The organism is Leisingera sp. ANG59, assembly GCF_013317235.1.
In the GTDB taxonomy this organism is placed as follows: Bacteria; Pseudomonadota; Alphaproteobacteria; order Rhodobacterales; family Rhodobacteraceae; genus Leisingera.
The window spans coordinates 20,716-36,884 of the sequence record NZ_WLCM01000015.1 but is presented as its reverse complement, the minus strand read 5'-3'; the positions used below and the strand labels follow the sequence as shown (position 1 = coordinate 36,884).

The 16,169-nt window shown below is 65.5% G+C and carries 16 protein-coding genes; 6 read left to right on the top strand and 10 right to left on the bottom strand.

Annotated features, from left to right (window positions below):
- Window positions 1-7 precede the first annotated feature (7 nt).
- Window positions 8-460 carry a methylated-DNA--[protein]-cysteine S-methyltransferase gene (locus GKC28_RS14425; RefSeq protein ID WP_174147605.1) on the bottom strand — a complete coding sequence of 151 codons (453 nt, stop codon included), beginning with the start codon at window positions 458-460 and terminating at the stop codon, window positions 8-10.
- A 179-nt stretch (window positions 461-639) separates the two neighbouring features.
- Between GKC28_RS14425 and GKC28_RS14420 the strand changes: the two genes are divergently transcribed.
- The gene (locus tag GKC28_RS14420; RefSeq protein ID WP_174147604.1) at window positions 640-993 is read left to right on the top strand and encodes a hypothetical protein; all 354 of its coding nucleotides are present in this window, start codon (window positions 640-642) and stop codon (window positions 991-993) included.
- A gap of 130 nt (window positions 994-1,123) precedes the next feature.
- A complete protein-coding gene (locus tag GKC28_RS14415; RefSeq protein ID WP_174147603.1) occupies window positions 1,124-1,474 on the top strand; it encodes a hypothetical protein in 351 nt (116 codons plus the stop codon).
- Window positions 1,475-1,486: 12 nt separating this feature from the next.
- Here GKC28_RS14415 and GKC28_RS14410 read toward each other — a convergent pair whose 3' ends face one another.
- The 6 genes from GKC28_RS14410 to GKC28_RS14385 form a co-directional block, all read right to left on the bottom strand.
- Window positions 1,487-2,509: a transporter substrate-binding domain-containing protein gene (locus tag GKC28_RS14410; RefSeq protein ID WP_174147602.1), complete on the bottom strand. Its 1,023-nt coding sequence runs from the start codon at window positions 2,507-2,509 to the stop codon at window positions 1,487-1,489.
- Window positions 2,510-2,523: 14 nt separating this feature from the next.
- Window positions 2,524-3,603, bottom strand: coding sequence for a transporter substrate-binding domain-containing protein (locus tag GKC28_RS14405; RefSeq protein ID WP_174147601.1), 1,080 nt, complete (start codon window positions 3,601-3,603; stop codon window positions 2,524-2,526).
- 135 nt (window positions 3,604-3,738) lie between these two features.
- The gene (locus tag GKC28_RS14400) at window positions 3,739-4,485 is read right to left on the bottom strand and encodes a hypothetical protein (protein WP_174147600.1); all 747 of its coding nucleotides are present in this window, start codon (window positions 4,483-4,485) and stop codon (window positions 3,739-3,741) included.
- A gap of 233 nt (window positions 4,486-4,718) precedes the next feature.
- On the bottom strand, window positions 4,719-7,721 hold the full coding sequence (ileS, locus tag GKC28_RS14395; protein ID WP_174147599.1) for an isoleucine--tRNA ligase: 3,003 nt from the start codon (window positions 7,719-7,721) through the stop codon (window positions 4,719-4,721).
- Between the two features lie 293 nt (window positions 7,722-8,014).
- Window positions 8,015-8,503, bottom strand: coding sequence for a DUF2269 domain-containing protein (locus tag GKC28_RS14390; RefSeq protein ID WP_174147598.1), 489 nt, complete (start codon window positions 8,501-8,503; stop codon window positions 8,015-8,017).
- A gap of 1 nt (window position 8,504) precedes the next feature.
- The gene (locus GKC28_RS14385; RefSeq protein WP_174147597.1) at window positions 8,505-9,812 is read right to left on the bottom strand and encodes an SDR family oxidoreductase; all 1,308 of its coding nucleotides are present in this window, start codon (window positions 9,810-9,812) and stop codon (window positions 8,505-8,507) included.
- 156 nt (window positions 9,813-9,968) lie between these two features.
- Between GKC28_RS14385 and GKC28_RS14380 the strand changes: the two genes are divergently transcribed.
- On the top strand, window positions 9,969-10,391 hold the full coding sequence (locus tag GKC28_RS14380) for a group III truncated hemoglobin (protein ID WP_174147596.1): 423 nt from the start codon (window positions 9,969-9,971) through the stop codon (window positions 10,389-10,391).
- A 77-nt stretch (window positions 10,392-10,468) separates the two neighbouring features.
- Here the strand turns inward: GKC28_RS14380 and GKC28_RS14375 are convergent, their stop codons facing one another.
- From GKC28_RS14375 to GKC28_RS14365, 3 genes are read right to left on the bottom strand one after another with little or no spacing between them, the layout of a single operon-like run.
- Complete coding sequence (locus GKC28_RS14375) at window positions 10,469-11,458, bottom strand: YcjF family protein (protein ID WP_174147595.1); 990 nt, start codon at window positions 11,456-11,458, stop codon at window positions 10,469-10,471.
- Entirely contained in the window at window positions 11,455-11,910 is a 456-nt protein-coding gene (locus tag GKC28_RS14370) for a GNAT family N-acetyltransferase (protein ID WP_174147594.1), read from the bottom strand. Before GKC28_RS14370 ends, GKC28_RS14375 begins: the two co-directional genes overlap by 4 nt.
- On the bottom strand, window positions 11,907-13,322 hold the full coding sequence (locus GKC28_RS14365) for a YcjX family protein (RefSeq protein WP_174147593.1): 1,416 nt from the start codon (window positions 13,320-13,322) through the stop codon (window positions 11,907-11,909). The genes GKC28_RS14370 and GKC28_RS14365 overlap by 4 nt, the downstream gene beginning before the upstream one ends.
- Window positions 13,323-13,434: 112 nt before the next feature.
- Between GKC28_RS14365 and truA the strand changes: the two genes are divergently transcribed.
- From truA to GKC28_RS14350, 3 genes are all read left to right on the top strand, one after another.
- Window positions 13,435-14,202 carry a tRNA pseudouridine(38-40) synthase TruA gene (gene truA / locus GKC28_RS14360; protein ID WP_174147592.1) on the top strand — a complete coding sequence of 256 codons (768 nt, stop codon included), beginning with the start codon at window positions 13,435-13,437 and terminating at the stop codon, window positions 14,200-14,202.
- 199 nt (window positions 14,203-14,401) lie between these two features.
- A complete protein-coding gene (locus GKC28_RS14355; RefSeq protein WP_174147591.1) occupies window positions 14,402-15,136 on the top strand; it encodes an NYN domain-containing protein in 735 nt (244 codons plus the stop codon).
- Window positions 15,137-15,216: 80 nt separating this feature from the next.
- Entirely contained in the window at window positions 15,217-16,152 is a 936-nt protein-coding gene (locus tag GKC28_RS14350; RefSeq protein WP_174147590.1) for a glyoxylate/hydroxypyruvate reductase A, read from the top strand.
- Window positions 16,153-16,169 lie beyond the last annotated feature (17 nt).

Genomic DNA, 16,169 nt, shown 5'->3' with positions numbered 1-16,169 from the left:
GAACGGTTCAGATCAGCAGGCTGGCGGCGCCTTCGTGTTTCAGAAGCGCCACCTTGGTCTCCACCCCGCCCTTGCCGGAAAATCCGCCCAGCCCGGAGGCGCCGAGCACCCGGTGGCACGGGATGATCACCGGGATCGGGTTGCCGCCGCAGGCATTGCCGACCGGCTGCGGCGGCGCCCCCAGATCCTTCGCAATTTCACCATAGGTACGGGTTTCGCCAAAGGGGATTGCCAGCATCGCGTCGCAGACTGCGCGCTGAAAATCCGATCCCGCCACCTGCAGCGGCAGGTCGAACACCGTAAGTTCCCCTGCGAAATAGGCACGCAGCTGCTCCAGCGCCCGCGTCAGCAGCGCTGTCTGGCCGCTGGCCTCAGCCGTCCAGTCCAGCCGCACGATAGCGCCGTCCCGCTCTGACACGCTGAGCGGTCCGACGGGCGTCTCAAGGCTTGCTGATATCATGTTTCTCCTCCGGCCTGCAGGCCGCTGCATTCTCCTGCGCTGCCGCGAGGACGGCAAGCCCCGGCCGGCACCGCGGGAGCGCGCGTTAACGCCTTGTTAACCAGCGCTAAGAGTTCCTCACCAGGTTGTCTCAAATTCTACTAAAGTGAATTTCAAGAACAGAGCTAAGGGTCAATAAAATGTTTGCACCAGTTTCCAGCACTGCCGGTTTCTATACCACCATGCAGCGGATCCAGGCACCGGCCTCCAGCCCCGCAGACCGTGCATCCGCTGACGCCTCTCTGGTCAGCAGCATGACCCCGGCCCGGGACGCCCTGCCGGCCGGCAGCGCCGCGGACGCCCTGACGTCCCAGTACATCGGCCCGGCCCGCGAAGCCGCCCGGGCGGAATCGCTGGAGCCGCGTCCGGCAAACGGCATTGACATGGATGCTTTCTATCAGGATCTGATGAATGGCTGCCAGGCCGGCCCCAAGCCGGTCAGCGCGCTGGCTGCAGAAGCGAAATATGCCAAGGTGCAGCGGATCCTCAGCTGAGCGCCCGCCGGAGCCGGGCCGCCGGCACGGCATCAGAAGTCACCGGCGGAATGCGTTAACCGGCTGTTAAGCCTGATGTGTTAAAATCGCTTTAAGATCGGTTCAATGCCTCTGCGAAGGACCTTCTGTAATGTTTATACCAGTTTCAGGACGTGTAGATCCTATCAAGCCGAACCGCGGCTTCCTGACCGCCCGGCCCGTTGTCCGCTCTGACGATCCGGACAAAAGCGAATCCGCCGACAACACGCCGCGCGGACAGGAGGAGCACGCGCAGGATAGCCTGCATCCGGACGGCGGCGACCCCGTCTGGGACACTCCTGTACAGGTAACGCCCGGGTCCGCCGAAGAAGTGTTTCACGAAAATGCCGTGCTGGCGGAACACCTGATGCTGCAGCGCGCCTGGCCGGGAGACCGGATCATTCCGGGTGAGACCAAGGCAGCCTTTCACGGCTATGAAGAGGCCAGGTCGCTGACGGCCTGACTTTTTTGCCGGTTACTGCAGCTGCGCCCAGAACAGCTCCAGGTGGCGTGACATGATCTCCTCGAACCGGCCGCTGTCCCGCAACTTCTGAAGACCCGCGTTGATCCGGTAGAGATGAGTGGTGCCGCGCCAATGGCGCTTGGAAATCACCACATGCAGGCCCTCCTCCGACAGAGGCTTTTCCAGCGGCACCACAGTGTCGCGCAGGTCTTCGGCAACGATCGTGTTGGCGCCAAGGAACAGGTTCACAGCTGCGGCATCAACCTGGCCGTCGGCAACCATGCGAAAACAGTCCGCCGGGGTGGCGGGCTGAACCAGCGAGATCTTCTCATCTGCCAGCCAGCGCCGGCCCGGGCGGTTCAGGTCGTGGGTGAAGTAGCCCGCCGGGCGGCAAATTGTCTTGCCTTCGACGTCTGCGTCCCCGGTGTATTCAAACCCGCCGCCGGCCCGCACAAACAGCATGATCGGCATGGTCATTACCGGCTCGGAGAAATGGAAGTTCACGCAGCGTTCGTTGTCCGGCTCAGCCGCGCAGTCGGGCTTGAGCCAGGGGAAGCCCATGTCGAACTCCTTCTTGTCCAGCATCGGGAAGAGGTGTTTGGACCAGTCGTCCTCCCAGCTGACCGAATAGCTGACCGGCGCGGGCGCCAGTTCCAGCGCCGCGTTGATGAGCTCCGTTACCATCCCCTGCCCGGGAAGGCTGCGGTCGGTGAAGGGGCCGTAGCCGCTGCCGGTGAGCAGCGTCAGCTCCGCCTTTTCCTGGCGCAGCGGGGTGGCGTCCGGCGCGGTGGCGCCAGTGATGCAAGGGATGAACAGTTTGCGCCCCGGCAGCACGGTGGCACCGGCCAGCAGTTTCTGGTTGGCGTAGTAAACCATGGTCCAGCGGTTGCGGTCGCCGTAATGGGTTTCTGCGATCGTGAACAGGGAGTCCCCGGGCTGCGCCACGTAGTCCACGTCGCAAATCGCCCAGGCCGCAGCCGGCGCCAGGGTGAACAGGGCAGCCAGCTGGAAGAGGCGTGAGAAAAGCCGTCTCATACAGGCATCCTCCCTCAGAACCCGGCCCAGATCCGGGCCATGTGGTCTTCGACGATGGTCTGGTAGCTGCCATCCTCCTGGATCGACCGCAGGCCCTTGTTGATCATCGCCAGCATCTCATCTGCGCGCGGATGGGTCTTGTGCACCACCACATAGATGCCCAGCACCGACAGCGGCTGCGGCAGCACGGTGAAATGGTCGGCAATGCCCGCCTCCTTCATCACGCTGCGGCCGGTGAATTCGTTGATCGCCACGGCGTCCGCCTCCCCCGCGGCCACCATGTCAAAGCAGTCCTTCACCTTGTGCGGCTGCTTCAGGGTGATCTTCTTCTCGGCGATCCAGTTGCGGCCGCGCTCATCCAGATCGAAGGTCAGGTAACCCGCGGGGCGGCACAGGGTCTTGCCCTCGATGTCGCTGTCGCTGGTGAACGCAAACGGCCGGTCCTTATGCACGAACAGCAGCATCAGGGTTTCGAACATCGGTTCAGAGAAGTGGAAATTCTGACAGCGGTAGCTGTCCGGCATCGTCTCGCAGTCGGGCTTGTACCAGGGGAAACCCAGGTCCAGCAGCGCGTTGGACAGGAGCGGGTCGAAATGCGAGGACCAGTCGTTGACCCAGTGGATCGCGTAGCCCTCAGCCGGGGCAGCCTGGGCCATCGCTGCATTCACCACCTCGGTGATCAGGCCGCCGTTGTGCGACGCCTTGGACGTGAACGGCGCGTAGTCATCACCGGTCAGCAGGTTGATTTTCTGCCGCACCGCCGCGTTGCCCGGCGCCACCTTGACCGGCACCGCGGATGCGGGGGCGGCGGCGGAGATGTCCTTGCCGCCCGGCAGGCCCAGCGGCAGGCCTTCGAGGCAGGCCAGCGAGAGCTTCATACCGACCCGGATTGCACCCGGCTTGGGACCGATCTGGTCGATGTTGCGGTTGTGGATGGCGCTCCACTTGCCCGCGTCCTTGTAGAGCTTGTCGGCAATCACCGACAGGCTGTCGCCGGACTGAACGGTATAGATGCCGCCGCAGGTTTCAGCAGCGGCGGACGTGGCAAAGAGGCCGGACAGCCCGATGGCAGCGGCAGCGAAAAAGGTCTTCATGATCCCCCCGGAAGTGTACGGCGCCTGATCCGCAGAATTGGCAGGCGGCGCCTGTTGTTTTGTTATTGGTTGAGGTCAGCGGACAGTACTGCTGCCCGCGCGGCTGCGCCTTTCTGGCGCGGCAGCCGATGGGTCTTAGTTGCCGACGAACAGCGCCAGCAGCGTTGCGGTATCCACCCGCCCGTCAGCGCCGATCAGGCTGGCCGGAACAGTGATTTCCTGACGTTCATAGGCGCCGTTCACCAGCTGGTCGATATAGGCCGCGGACTGCCCTTGCGCGGCGGCGGTCAGCACCATCTTGTAAAGCGCCGAGCCCTCGGCGGGCGCGGCCGGCGCAGCTTGAACCGCCGCGGCGGGCTGTGCCTGCTTGCTGCGCAGGGCGGCCAGCGTGCCTTCGGTGATGCGGGCAACCAGTGCATCCTCGCCGCTGGCAGCAGAGCCTTCAAGACCCGCTGCAGCCGCGGCCCCTGCGGGAAGCTCTGCCACGGCTTGCTCAGCCGCTACCGGCTGATCCGCCGACGGAGCACGGCCGCCGAACTGGAAGTAGAGCAGCATCGTTGAAGCGACCGCCAGCCCTGCGGCGGCGAGGCCCAGTTTTGGCAGCGCAGATCCACTCTCCGCCGGCAAAGGTGCAAACTGCTGCGGCTCCATGGCGGGCTCCGGCGTCGCGGAGGCGGGTTTCGCAGCACTGACCGGACTGCCGGGCTTGGCGTCATTTGCAGTTCCGCCGGCCGCGGGCTTTGCCTTGGCCGGCCCAGTGCTGGCGGCGACCAGACCGATTTTGATATTCTTTGGTGCTGACACCCCGTCAATCCGGATTGCCGCGCTGCGCACCTTGACCGGCTCAGCCGCCGGCTGTGCATCCGCTTTCAGCTTCAGCATTGAAAATTGCCCCCTGCCCCATGCCATCTTTTGAAATGACGTAAAAATCTACATGGAATTAACGAATTCTTAACCAATTGTGGAAAACCGGTCAACATCTAGAGGAATCCGCTGCAAGAGAACACAAGGCATTTCGCGGATAACGTGTGGAAAATGACGCAGAAATAGTGCAAAAATGACAACGCCCAGCGGTCAGGCTGGGCGTTGCGTTCAATTAAGGGGTGAGACAGGAATTATCCCAGCGCGCTGTCGCAGCGGCCGCAAACGCCCTCATGCCCGTGGCTGCCGACATCCGGCAGGATCTTCCAGCAGCGCTGGCACTTGCCGCCATCGGCCTTTTCAAACACCACCGACACGCCGTCCACTTCCGGCATCCGGAAGGCTTCGGCCGGGGCCGGATCGTTTGTCAGCTGGATATCCGAGGTGATGCAGACATCAGCGAAATTCACCGATTGCAGCGCCGCCAGCGCTTCGCCGTCGCGGATATGCACCACCGGCGCGGCCTCCAGCGAGGCACCAATTACCTTGTCGGTGCGCTGCACCTCCAGCGCTGCGGTCACCACCCGGCGGGCCTGGCGGATCTTGGACCACTTAGCGGCCAGCGGCTCGTTCAGCCAGTCGGCAGGCGTCACTGGAATGTCCTGCAGGTGCACGGAGCTGCCCTCGCCCGGATACTTCTCTAGCCAGACCTCTTCCATGGTGAACACCAGGATCGGTGCCAGCCAGGTGGTCAGGCGGTGGAACAGGATGTCCAGAACGGTGCGCGCGGCACGGGCGTTCAGCGTGTCGCCGTCGCAATAGAGCGCGTCCTTGCGGATGTCGAAGTAGAAGGCCGACAGGTCCACGGTGGCAAAGTTGAAGACCGCCGAAAACACGCCCTGGAAATCGAACGACTGGTAGCCGGTGCGCACCTTGTGGTCCAGTTCCGCCAGCCGGTGCAGCACCCACTGCTCCAGTTCCGGCATGTCGGCGGGCGCAACCCGCTGATCCTCGCTGAAGTCGCCCAAGGAGCCCAGCATGAAGCGCATGGTGTTGCGCAGGCGGCGGTAGCTGTCGGCGGTGCCTTTCAGGATCTCCGGCCCGATCCGCTGGTCGGCGGTGTAATCGGTCTGCGCCACCCACAGGCGCAGGATGTCGGCGCCGTACTGCTTGACGACCTCTTCCGGCACGATGGTGTTGCCGAGCGACTTGGACATCTTCATGCCCTTCTCGTCCAGCGTGAAGCCGTGGGTCACCACGTTGCGGTAAGGCGCGCGGCCCTTGGTGCCGCAGGCCTGCAAGAGCGAGGAGTGGAACCAGCCGCGGTGCTGGTCGGTGCCTTCCATATAGACATCGGCGATGCCGTCCTCGGTGCCGTCCTCGCGGTCGCGCAGCACGAAGGCATGGGTCGAGCCGGAGTCGAACCACACGTCCAGCACGTCGAACACCTGGTCATAGGCATCCGCATCGACGATGCCGTCCAGCACCTTGGCCTTGAAGCCGTCCTCATACCAGACGTCCGCGCCATGTTCCTCGAACTCCGCAACGATGCGTTTGTTGACCTCTTCGTTGCGCAGCAGGAAGTCCGCATCGGTCGGCAGCGCGCCCTTCCTGGTGAAGCAGGTCAGCGGCACGCCCCAGGCGCGCTGGCGGCTCAGCACCCAGTCGGGGCGGCTTTCGATCATCGAATGCAGGCGGTTGCGGCCGGTCTGCGGCCACCATTTCACCAGCTCGTCGATCGAGCGCAGCGCACGTTCGCGGATGCTGTCGCCCATCTCGCCCATGCCGTCGTCCAGCTTGCGGTCGACGGAGGCAAACCATTGCGGCGTGTTGCGGTAGATGATCGGCGCCTTGGAGCGCCAGGAATGCGGGTAGCTGTGCTTGATCTTGCCGCGCGCCAGCAGGCCGCCGACCTCAACCAGCTTGTCGATGATGGTCTTGTTGGCATCGCCCTCGCCGCCCTTGCGGTTGAGGATGTAGGTGCCGCCAAAGAACGGCAGGTCAGCCCGGAAGCCGCCGTCGTCCATCACGTTGTAGGTGATCATCTGCTCCAGCATGTTCAGATCACGGTAGAGCTCGAATTCCTCCATACCGTGGCTGGGTGCGCAGTGGACAAAACCGGTGCCTTCGGTGTCGGTCACAAAAGGTGCTGCGCGGAAATCGCGGATGCCGTCCCATTCGCCGTTCGAGCCTTCGACGCCAGCCAGCGGATGCTTCAGCGACAGGCTGGACAGTTCATCGGCCGAGACGCCGCGCAGGCGCTTGTACTGGTCCTCGCCCAGGCGCGCGCGTTTGAACACATCGGTGGCCAGGTTGTCAGCCAAGAGATATCTATCGCCCGCCGCGGCCCAGCATTCCTCCGGCGCGCCGGTGACCTCATAGAGGCCATAGGCAATGTCGGCGCCGTAAACCACCGCCTTGTTCGAGGGGATGGTCCAGGGCGTGGTGGTCCAGATCACCACATGGGCGCCTTCCAGGTCCTGCGCCACGATCGCCGAGTCGGCACCGGCATAATCGGCATCCTCACCATCGGCGGCCACAAAACCGCCCGCCTCGGCGACCTTGAACTTCACCCAGATAGTGAAGCTTTCCTTATCGTGATACTCGACCTCGGCCTCGGCCAGCGCGGTCTTCTCGACCGGCGACCACATCACCGGCTTGGAGCCCTGGTACAGCGTGCCGTTCATCAGGAATTTCATGAACTCATCCGCGATCACCGCCTCGGCGTGGTAGTTCATGGTCAGATACGGATCATCCCAGTTGCCGGTGATGCCCAGCCGCTTGAACTCCTCGCGCTGGATATCGACCCAGCTGTCGGCAAAGGCGCGGCATTCCTGGCGGAATTCCACAACCGGCACCGCGTCCTTGTTCTTGCCCTTCTTGCGGTACTGCTCCTCGATCTTCCATTCGATCGGCAGGCCGTGGCAGTCCCAGCCCGGCACATAACGGCTGTCGAAACCCATCATCTGATGGGAGCGGACGATCATGTCCTTGATGGTCTTGTTCAGCGCGTGGCCGATGTGCAGGTGGCCGTTGGCATAGGGCGGGCCATCGTGCAGGGTAAAGGGCTTGCGTTCCGCGTCCGAACCCTTGGCCGCCGCGGCCTTGTCGCGCAAGCGGTCATAGACCCCGATCTGCGCCCAGCGCTCCAGCCAGCCGGGCTCGCGCTTCGGCAAGCCGGCGCGCATCGGGAAATCGGTTTTCGGCAGATTCAGGGTGTCTTTGTAGTCAGGCGTCTGGGGTGTGTCGGCGCACATCGGGGGCGTCCTTTGGATGATCAAGGTCGGAAATTGGGATATTCGGTTCGGCGCGATGGCTCAAGCGCCTTTGCCCGGCGGCTCAATGGTTTCAGAGCGCCGGGGATATAATTCGAATAATGATGGCCGCGAATAGGGACATGACAGGCCTTATAGGACGGGCACGCGGGAGGGTAAAGCGGCAGATGTGCCGCATTCTGATGCGGGCTGCGCCTGCCTGGGCTGGCGCGAATGCGCCTGCAGGGGGGGCAGGCAGGCGCAGCCCGGCGGTGCCGCCGGGCGAAAGCTCCGTTTTAGCGTATCAGCCACACCCCAAGATCAGGCCGCACCAGCATCAGCCAGAGGATCATCAGCACCGCGGCGAAGGCTGGATAGCCGCAGGCAAACCAGATCGCAAACAGACGGTGATAGCGCACGGGCAGCGCCTCGCCTGCCTCGGCCGCCGCCCGCGCCAGGTCACGCAGACGCAGCTGGATCCACACCACCGGCAGCCAGAAAGCCCCGGTCAGCACATATAACGCCAGTGACAGCGCCAGCCACCCCTCGCTCAGCGGCCAGCCCAGCCGCCAGGCCAGCAGCCCGCCGGTGACTGGCTGGGCAATGACCGCTGTGGCGGTGAATAGGAGATCGGCCAGCACCACCACGCCCGCGGTATGGGCGATCAGACGCGCATCCTTTGTCCGGTGCGCCATCAGCATGAAGAAGGCGATGCCTGCCCCGGTGCCCAGCAAAACGCAGGCACCGATCACATGCAGCCAGCGCAGGATCAGGTCCGCATCCATCTCAGCGCTCCTGCAGCAGCTGATGGGTGACCAGTGCCAGCATCAGCCCTGGCAGCACCTTGACCAGCGGCCCCAGCGGGTCCGCCCACATCTGCGGCGTGACCGCAGTGGCCGCGGCCAGGTAGATCAGCGAGACCGCCGCCATCACCAGGCAGGCGCGCGCCGCCCAGGGCCGCCACAGGATTGCCAGCCCCAGGGCGATGTCAGTAAATGACCAGAACACCACGCTGGAGTTGGCCAGGAAAGCGCTCCACCCCTTGGCCAGCAGCACCTGGGCTGCGGCCTCCAGCTGCCACAGGCCAATCAGGCCGGAGGCCAGCCAGAACAGGCTTAGCACCGCAACCGCGACGGGCATCAGCAACGCCATCCGCGCATCCAGCCGCTGCGCGCGGCCTGCAGGCAGCGATTGATAGATGGCTTTCAGCGGCGCAATCCCCTGCCCCCGTGCCGCGCGATATGGTTCCGGATCCCCGCGCACGCCGCTGCGGATTTCGGCAATCGCCGTGCTGCGCAGGGGCGAGCGCCAGCCCAGCCGCCCCAGCGCATCGGCGCAGGCCGCCACCGGCGGCAGCAGCCAGGCCGGAGCCCGCATCACTCTCCGGGCCGGCGCAAACCCCAGCCAGGAACGGGTCTCTGCCAGCACCGCCTCCAGCGTCTGCGGCTGATCCTCCACCAGATCATAAGTGCCGGCCGGCAGCTCTCCCGTCACCGCGGCCGCCACTGCCGCTGCCAGATCCGCCATGCCGATGCATTGCACTGGCGCGTCTGCCAGCGCCACCGGCTGCACCAGCGGCACCGCCGCCAGCATCCGCAACAGCCTTGTGCCGCCATAGGCGCCCTGCCCGATCACCAGCCCGGGCTGCAGGATCCAGACCGCAGCGCCGGAGGCCCGCAAGGCTGCGTCGCCCCGTCCCTTGCTGCGCATGAACTCCGTCCCGGTATCCGGTCCTGCCCCGGCAGCTGAAATCTGCACAACCGCGATGCCCCGCTTTGCACAGGCCGCCCCCAAGGCTGCAATGGCGGTGCGATGCACAGCCTCCAGCTCTCCCGGTGCCATGTCCTGCAAGACGCCCGCGCAGTTCACAACCGCATCCGCATCCTGCAGCAGCGGCGCCCAGTCTTCGGGCTGCAGCAAACGCGTCAGATCGCCCTGCACAAACGGCACGCCAGTCAGCACCCGCGCCGCCTGCGAGGCACTGCGGCCCAGGCCGGCAACATCACACCCGGCAGCCTGCAGAACGCGGACCATCTCAGCGCCGATAAACCCGTAGGCGCCCAGAACCAGGACCCGCTTGGTGTTCTCCGCCATAAATCAATACCCTTGGCAAATTCCCGGCCCACCATAGCGGCAGGGACGCCGGGCGCCAGTGGGGCCGCAACGCTGCGCTGCGGCAGATGCGCCTGCCCCCTTTCTCCGGCCTCTTCTTCGACGTATCTACCGATCGAAGGCAGTCCGGAGCAGACGATGACCGAAACCGAAACGCAAAATCCGCTGGCGCGGTTCGAAATCACCGCGGAAGAGATTTCCCGCGTGGTTGCCGTGTTCTACATGCAGGTGCGCGCAGACGATGTGCTGGGACCGGTGTTTGCCGCCCATGTCTCCGACTGGCCGGAGCATGAGGAAAAGATCGCGGGGTTCTGGCGCAACGCGATCCTGCGCGAACGCAGCTACAGCGGCAATCCGATGCGGGTGCACGTGAGCCGACCCGACGTGAAGGCAGAGCATTTCCCGCTGTGGCTGGGCCTGTTCCACCAGGTACTGCGGGCTGAGCTGCCGGAGCGCGCCGCGCTGCAATGGGGCACCCTGGCCGACCGCATCGGCGAAGGCTTCCGCACCGGCATCGTGGCGATGCGCCAGCCCAAGGACGAGCCGCCGAAACTGTTCTGACACCCTCAGCCGGGGCACTCCCCGCCTGCCGGTGTTCTGGCTGCGCCAGACCACCTCTGCAGCCTGGGGCGCGCGATCTATTTCTCCTTGGAAAACAGGCCTGTCAGCGCCCGCTGCACCACCTTGCGGGTGCTCGGCTTGTGCTGCGGGGAAAACGGCATCGGGCGGCAGACCTCCATCGCGGCGATGCCGACACGCGCCGACAAGGCGCCATTGACCAGCCCTTCGCCGAAGCGGCGGGAGAGCTTGGACAGCACCGATCCGCCCAGCACCGGCTCCAGGAGGTCATCGCCCGCAGCCACCGCGCCGGTGGCGGCCAGATGCGCCAGCACCGCACGGGTCAGCCGCCAGGAACTGAAGAACCCGGGCCGACCGCCATAGATCCCGGCCACCCGACGGATCATCCTGAGCGAGGAGACCAGCGCCGTCAGAATATCCGCCAGTGCCATCGGCACCAGCGCCGTTACCGTCGCGACCTGCCGGGCCGCGGCCTCCACCTCGCGCAGGGCCAGCGCGTCCAGCGGCACCAGCAGCTCTTCCTCTGCCAGCAGCAGGAGCGCATCGCCGTCCATCACCTCGTCCTGGCGCTCCGCCAGCCGGGCCTGATGCCAGCTGAGTTCCTCGCGCCCGCTATAGAAGGCCTCCAGCCGGGTGGTGAAGGCGCGGGCCGCAGCCAGATCCGCGGCCTCTCCGGCCTGATGGCGCAACGCATCGACACGCCGCAGCCGCGACAGCGCCGCCAGTTCGCGCAGGGCCATGGCAAGCGCCAGCAACAGCAGCAGCGCCAGCCCGGCCGTGACGGCCCAGCCCAGCAGCGGCACCCGGTCAATCAGCCCGGCGGCGAAGTCCCAGGCCGCGACAGAGGCCATGGCGCCGATGACCGCCGCCAGCAGCGCCCAGAACCAGCGCGCCAGCCGCGACGGGCGGCGGGCGGCGATCCGGGCAGCCTGCTCCATCGCCGGGGGCTGCACCGCCGGCGGGGCCGGGTCGGGAACCGGCGGCGCTTCCGCCACTGGCGGCGCCTTCTCTTCATCCTCCAGGTCAAACAGAACCGGCTTCTTGGTCATGCGGCCGCCCCCTGTGCTGCGCGCCATTCAAAAGCAATGTCGGGCAGACCTTCCTCATTGCCGGAGCCATCCGCGCGGCCGGTTTCGGCAAAACCCTCGCGCAGGTAAAACTTTTGCGCCCCTGCATTGGCGGCAAAGGTGCGCAGCGTCAGGTGCGGCGCGGCGGCTTTGGCCGCATCCAGCAGCATCTTGCCTGTGCCCAGTCCGCACGCCTCTGGCGCGAGATAGAGCGCGCAGACCTCCTCGCCGTCGCGGGCCAGGAAACCTTCCACGCACCCGCCCCTTTCTGCCACCGTGACCCAGCCGCGGTCGATCATGGTGCCGCAAAAGGAAATCACCTCAGCCGAGGTGTAGAGCTTGGGCATCCAATCCGTCTCCTGCTGGAAATGGTAGAGGATATCGCCAACCGTGCCGGCATCCAAAGGTGCAGCGGGGCGCAGGATCAGCGTCACAGGGCATCTCCGATCAGGAATTCGGCGGCGCGGTCGAGGCGGATATGCGGCGGGCCGCTGCCGTGTTTCAGGGTAAGCGGCGCAGGGGCAAAGGCCATCGACTGATAATCGCCTTCCAGCCAGCGCTCCGCGCCCTGACGCGCCGGGGTCAGCAACTGGGCCGGGTCCTGCGGCAAAGCACCTGGGTAGAAGGCCGCCTGCTTGCCGCTGTCCAATAGCGTGCCGCGCACGCAGGGCAGCTCAGCGCCGTTGTGCGGGCGCGTTTCCTCCGTGGTGGTGCGCAGGGAGGCCAGCGCCAGCGCCGCAGTATCCGCCCCGGCAAAGCGGGCGCGGTCCTGCGCCTCGCGGGTGAGCGCCTCGATAATGGCGGTCATCTGCGGGTGCTGGGCGTGGTGCAAATGGTCGGCCTTGGTGGCGGCGAACAGGATTTTCTCCACCCGCTTGCCGCCCAGAAGCCGGGTCAGGAAATGGTTGCGCCCCGGCTTGAAGGCGCTGAGGATATCGGCCATCGCATGGCGCAGATCCTCCACCGCCTGCGGCCCGGAATGGATCGCCGAGAGCGCATCCACCAGCACCACCTGCCGGTCGATGCGGGCAAAGTGGTCACGGAAAAACGGTTTCACGACCTTGGATTTATAGGCCTCATAGCGGCGCTCCATCTCCCGCCACAGGCTGCCGCGCGGCGGGTTGCCGACCTGCGGCAGCGGCGCAAAGGTCAGCACCGGCGAGCCTTCCAGGTCGCCGGGCAGCAGAAAGCGCCCCGGGGTGCAGTCGTAGAAACCGGCGGCGCGGGCAGCTGACAGGTATTGCGTGAAAGCCGCGGCGAGGGCCTGGACCTGCGGCTCATCGTGTGCCCCGGCATGAACCGCCTTGGATTGTTCTTCCAGAAAATGTTCCGCCTGCGGGCGGGAGGCAATGCGGGACAGAACATCCGCGGACCACTCGGCATAGGTTTTGTCCAGCAAGGCCAGATCCAGCAGCCATTCGCCCGGGTAGTCGACAATGTCCAGATGCAGCGTGCGCGGCCCTTGCAGGCCTGCCAAGAGCCCCGCGGGCCGCACTTTCAGGCTGAGACGGAGCTCAGACACCGCCCTTGTGCTGTCCGGCCAATGGGGTGACGGCCCGGTCAGCGCCGCAAGGTGGTTTTCATAATCGAACCGCGGCACGGTGTCGTCCGGCTGTGGCTGCAGGAAGGCGGCCTCGATCCGGCCTTCGCGCGCGGCGCTCAGCTGCAGCATCCGGCCCCGGTCCATCAGGTTGGCGACCAGCGAGGTGATGAACACAGTCTTGCCGGACCGCGCCAGCCCGGTGACGCCAAGCCGGATAGGCCGGTCGAACAGCGCCGCGGAGAGGCCGCTGGTCACGCTCTCCACCCCGCTCATCACCCCGTCTGCAAGGGAGGTTATCACCAAGGCCCTGATCCTGCTCTGTTCTTTCCCGCACAAAGATAGGCAGCCGGCTGGCGGCTTACCAGAGTGCAGACGGGACTTGCCCCGGCCCTGTTGCATTGCTACTTGCCCGGCCATGCCGCGTTTTGCTTTGAAAGTCGAATACAACGGGAAGCCTTTTGCCGGCTGGCAAAGGCAGAAGGACCTGCCGTCGGTGCAGGGCGCGATCGAGGCTGCGCTGGCGCGGCTGGAGCCGGGGGAGCACACCATTGCTGCCGCCGGGCGCACGGATACCGGTGTGCATGCGCTGGGACAGGTGGCGCATTGCGACCTGGCCAAGGAGTGGGACCCGTTCCGCCTGTCGGAGGCGCTGAATTACCACCTGAAGCCGGATCCGGTCGCCATCGTGGATTGCGCGCGGGTGGAAGATGACTGGCACGCCCGCTTTTCGGCGGTGGAGCGGCAGTATCTGTTCCGCATCCTGATCCGCCGCGCGCCTGCCACCCATGACGCGGGCCGGGTCTGGCAGCTGAGCCATGATCTGGATGCGGACGCCATGCAGGAAGCCGCCAACCATTTGACCGGAAACCATGATTTCACCACCTTCCGCTCCTCGATCTGCCAGGCGGCCAGCCCGGTCAAGACACTGGATGAGCTGACGGTGGAACGGGTGCAGGGCTTTTCCGGGCCGGAAATCCATTTCCATGTCCGCGCCCGCAGCTTCCTGCACAATCAAGTCCGCAGTTTTGTCGGCACGCTCGAACGGGTCGGCGCCGGGGCCTGGGAACCTGCCGATGTGAAGGCCGCTCTGGAGGCCCGCGACCGTGCAGCCTGCGGGCCGGTCTGCCCCGGCCATGGCCTGTATCTGGCGCGGGTGGGCTATCCGGACGACCCCTTCCTCTGACTCCGGGATTGGGGGGTGACATCTGTACACCCCCTGTGCACCCCCTGTGCAGCGGCCGTCTGCCTGGCGGAGGATCCAAGCCGCCATTGAATCGCCACAACACACGTTCATACTTATCCAAACACCGGCAAACCGGCAGTCCCCTGCGGCAGCACTCCGCACCGCTGCGGCAACCAATACCTAAAGGCAGAGCACCCGTATGACGACAGCAACCAAACCGCCGCTTCTGGCCGTCCTGATCGACGCCGACAATATCTCCGCCAAATACGCGGAGGCGATGTTCGAGGAGATCGCCTCCTTCGGCGAGGCCAGCATCCGCCGCATCTATGGCGATTTTGCCGGCGGCAGTCCGCAGGGCTGGAACAAGGAGAAGCTGGCGGCGCTGGCGATCGTGCCGCATCAGCAGTTTGCCAATACCACCGGCAAGAACGCCTCGGACATCGCGCTGGTGATCGACGCAATGGACATTCTGCACTCGGGCCGGTTCGACGGTTTCGTGCTGATCTCCTCGGACAGCGATTTCACCCGGCTGGCCAGCCGCATCCGCGAACAGGGTGTGGATGTGTTCGGCATGGGCATGCGCAAGACACCGGCCGCCTTTGTGCAGGCCTGCAAGCGGTTCATCTATGTGGAGAACCTGCTGGAAGAGCCGGGCAAACCCAAGCCGAAGCCCAAGAAGGAAGACGACAGCAGCAACGCGCCGGCGGAGCTGGCGGACCCCACCAAACTAGTGGTCAGGGCGATGGATGCAATCGACCAGGACGACGAGTGGTTCACCCTGGGCCAGATCGGCCAGTACATCACGGCGGCCGCCCCTGATTTCGACACCCGCAGCTATGGCAAGCGCAAGCTGAGCGACCTGATCGCATCACTGAAACTGTTCGAGACCAAGCGCGGCGAAGGCAACCAGATCCTGGTGCGGCGGCTGGACTGAGGCCGCGATTACTGGCTTTCGTTTGCGCGCAAACCGTGGCTTAGTCCCGGCAAAGGGACGCGGCACGGGGAGGAACGCGCATGGCAATGCTGATCAGCATCGGCCACGACGGCTGGTACACAGAGGAACAGATGGCGGAACAGCTGCGGGCAATGGCGCCCGGTGCGGATATCCGGCCCGTCTCAGCCCCCGGCAACCTGGAAGACATTGCCGTGCTGGCGGTTTCCGCGCTGAAGGGCGATCTGCCTGAACAGCTGCCGAACCTGCAACTGGTGCAGAAACTGGGCGCCGGGGTGGATACCATCGTGGCGCACCCCAGCCTGGCACCGCATGTGCGGGTGGCCCGGCTGAGACCGCTGGAGCCTGCGCATGAGATCGCGGAGTACTGCCTGGCCTATGTGCTGCGCGGCCAGCGCAACATGCTGGCGCACGCGGCCTCGCAGGCCCGCAGCGCCTGGGAGCCGCTGGCGCCGGGGCGACCGGCGGAAACCACCGTCGGCGTGCTGGGGCTGGGCCATATCGGCGGCATGACAGCACGGCTGATGCGCGACCTCCGGTTCCGGGTGCTGGGCTGGAGCCGCTCGCCCAAGGAAATCGAAGGCGTCGAGTGCCGCAACGGTGAGGCGGCGCTTCATCAGATGCTTGGCGAATGCGATTACGTCTGTTCGATCCTGCCCTCCACCCCCGCCACCCGCGGGCTGATGAATGCGGAAACGCTGGCGGCGATGAAGCCGGGCGCCACGCTGATCAATGCCGGCCGCGGCGATCTGGTGGATGAACCCGCGCTGCTGGCGGCGCTGGACAAAGGCACGCCCGGCCATGCGGTGCTGGATGTGGTGCGCCAGGAGCCCTTGCCCGCGGACAACCCGCTGTGGGCGCACCCGCAGGTGACCATCACCCCGCATGTGTCCGGCTGGCACCTGGGCGACGCGCTGAAGGATGTGGTGGAGAATTACCGGCGTCTGGAGGCCGGGGAGGCGCTGCTGCACGAAGTGGACCGCGAGCGCGGCTACTGACACGGGGTGGCAGATCA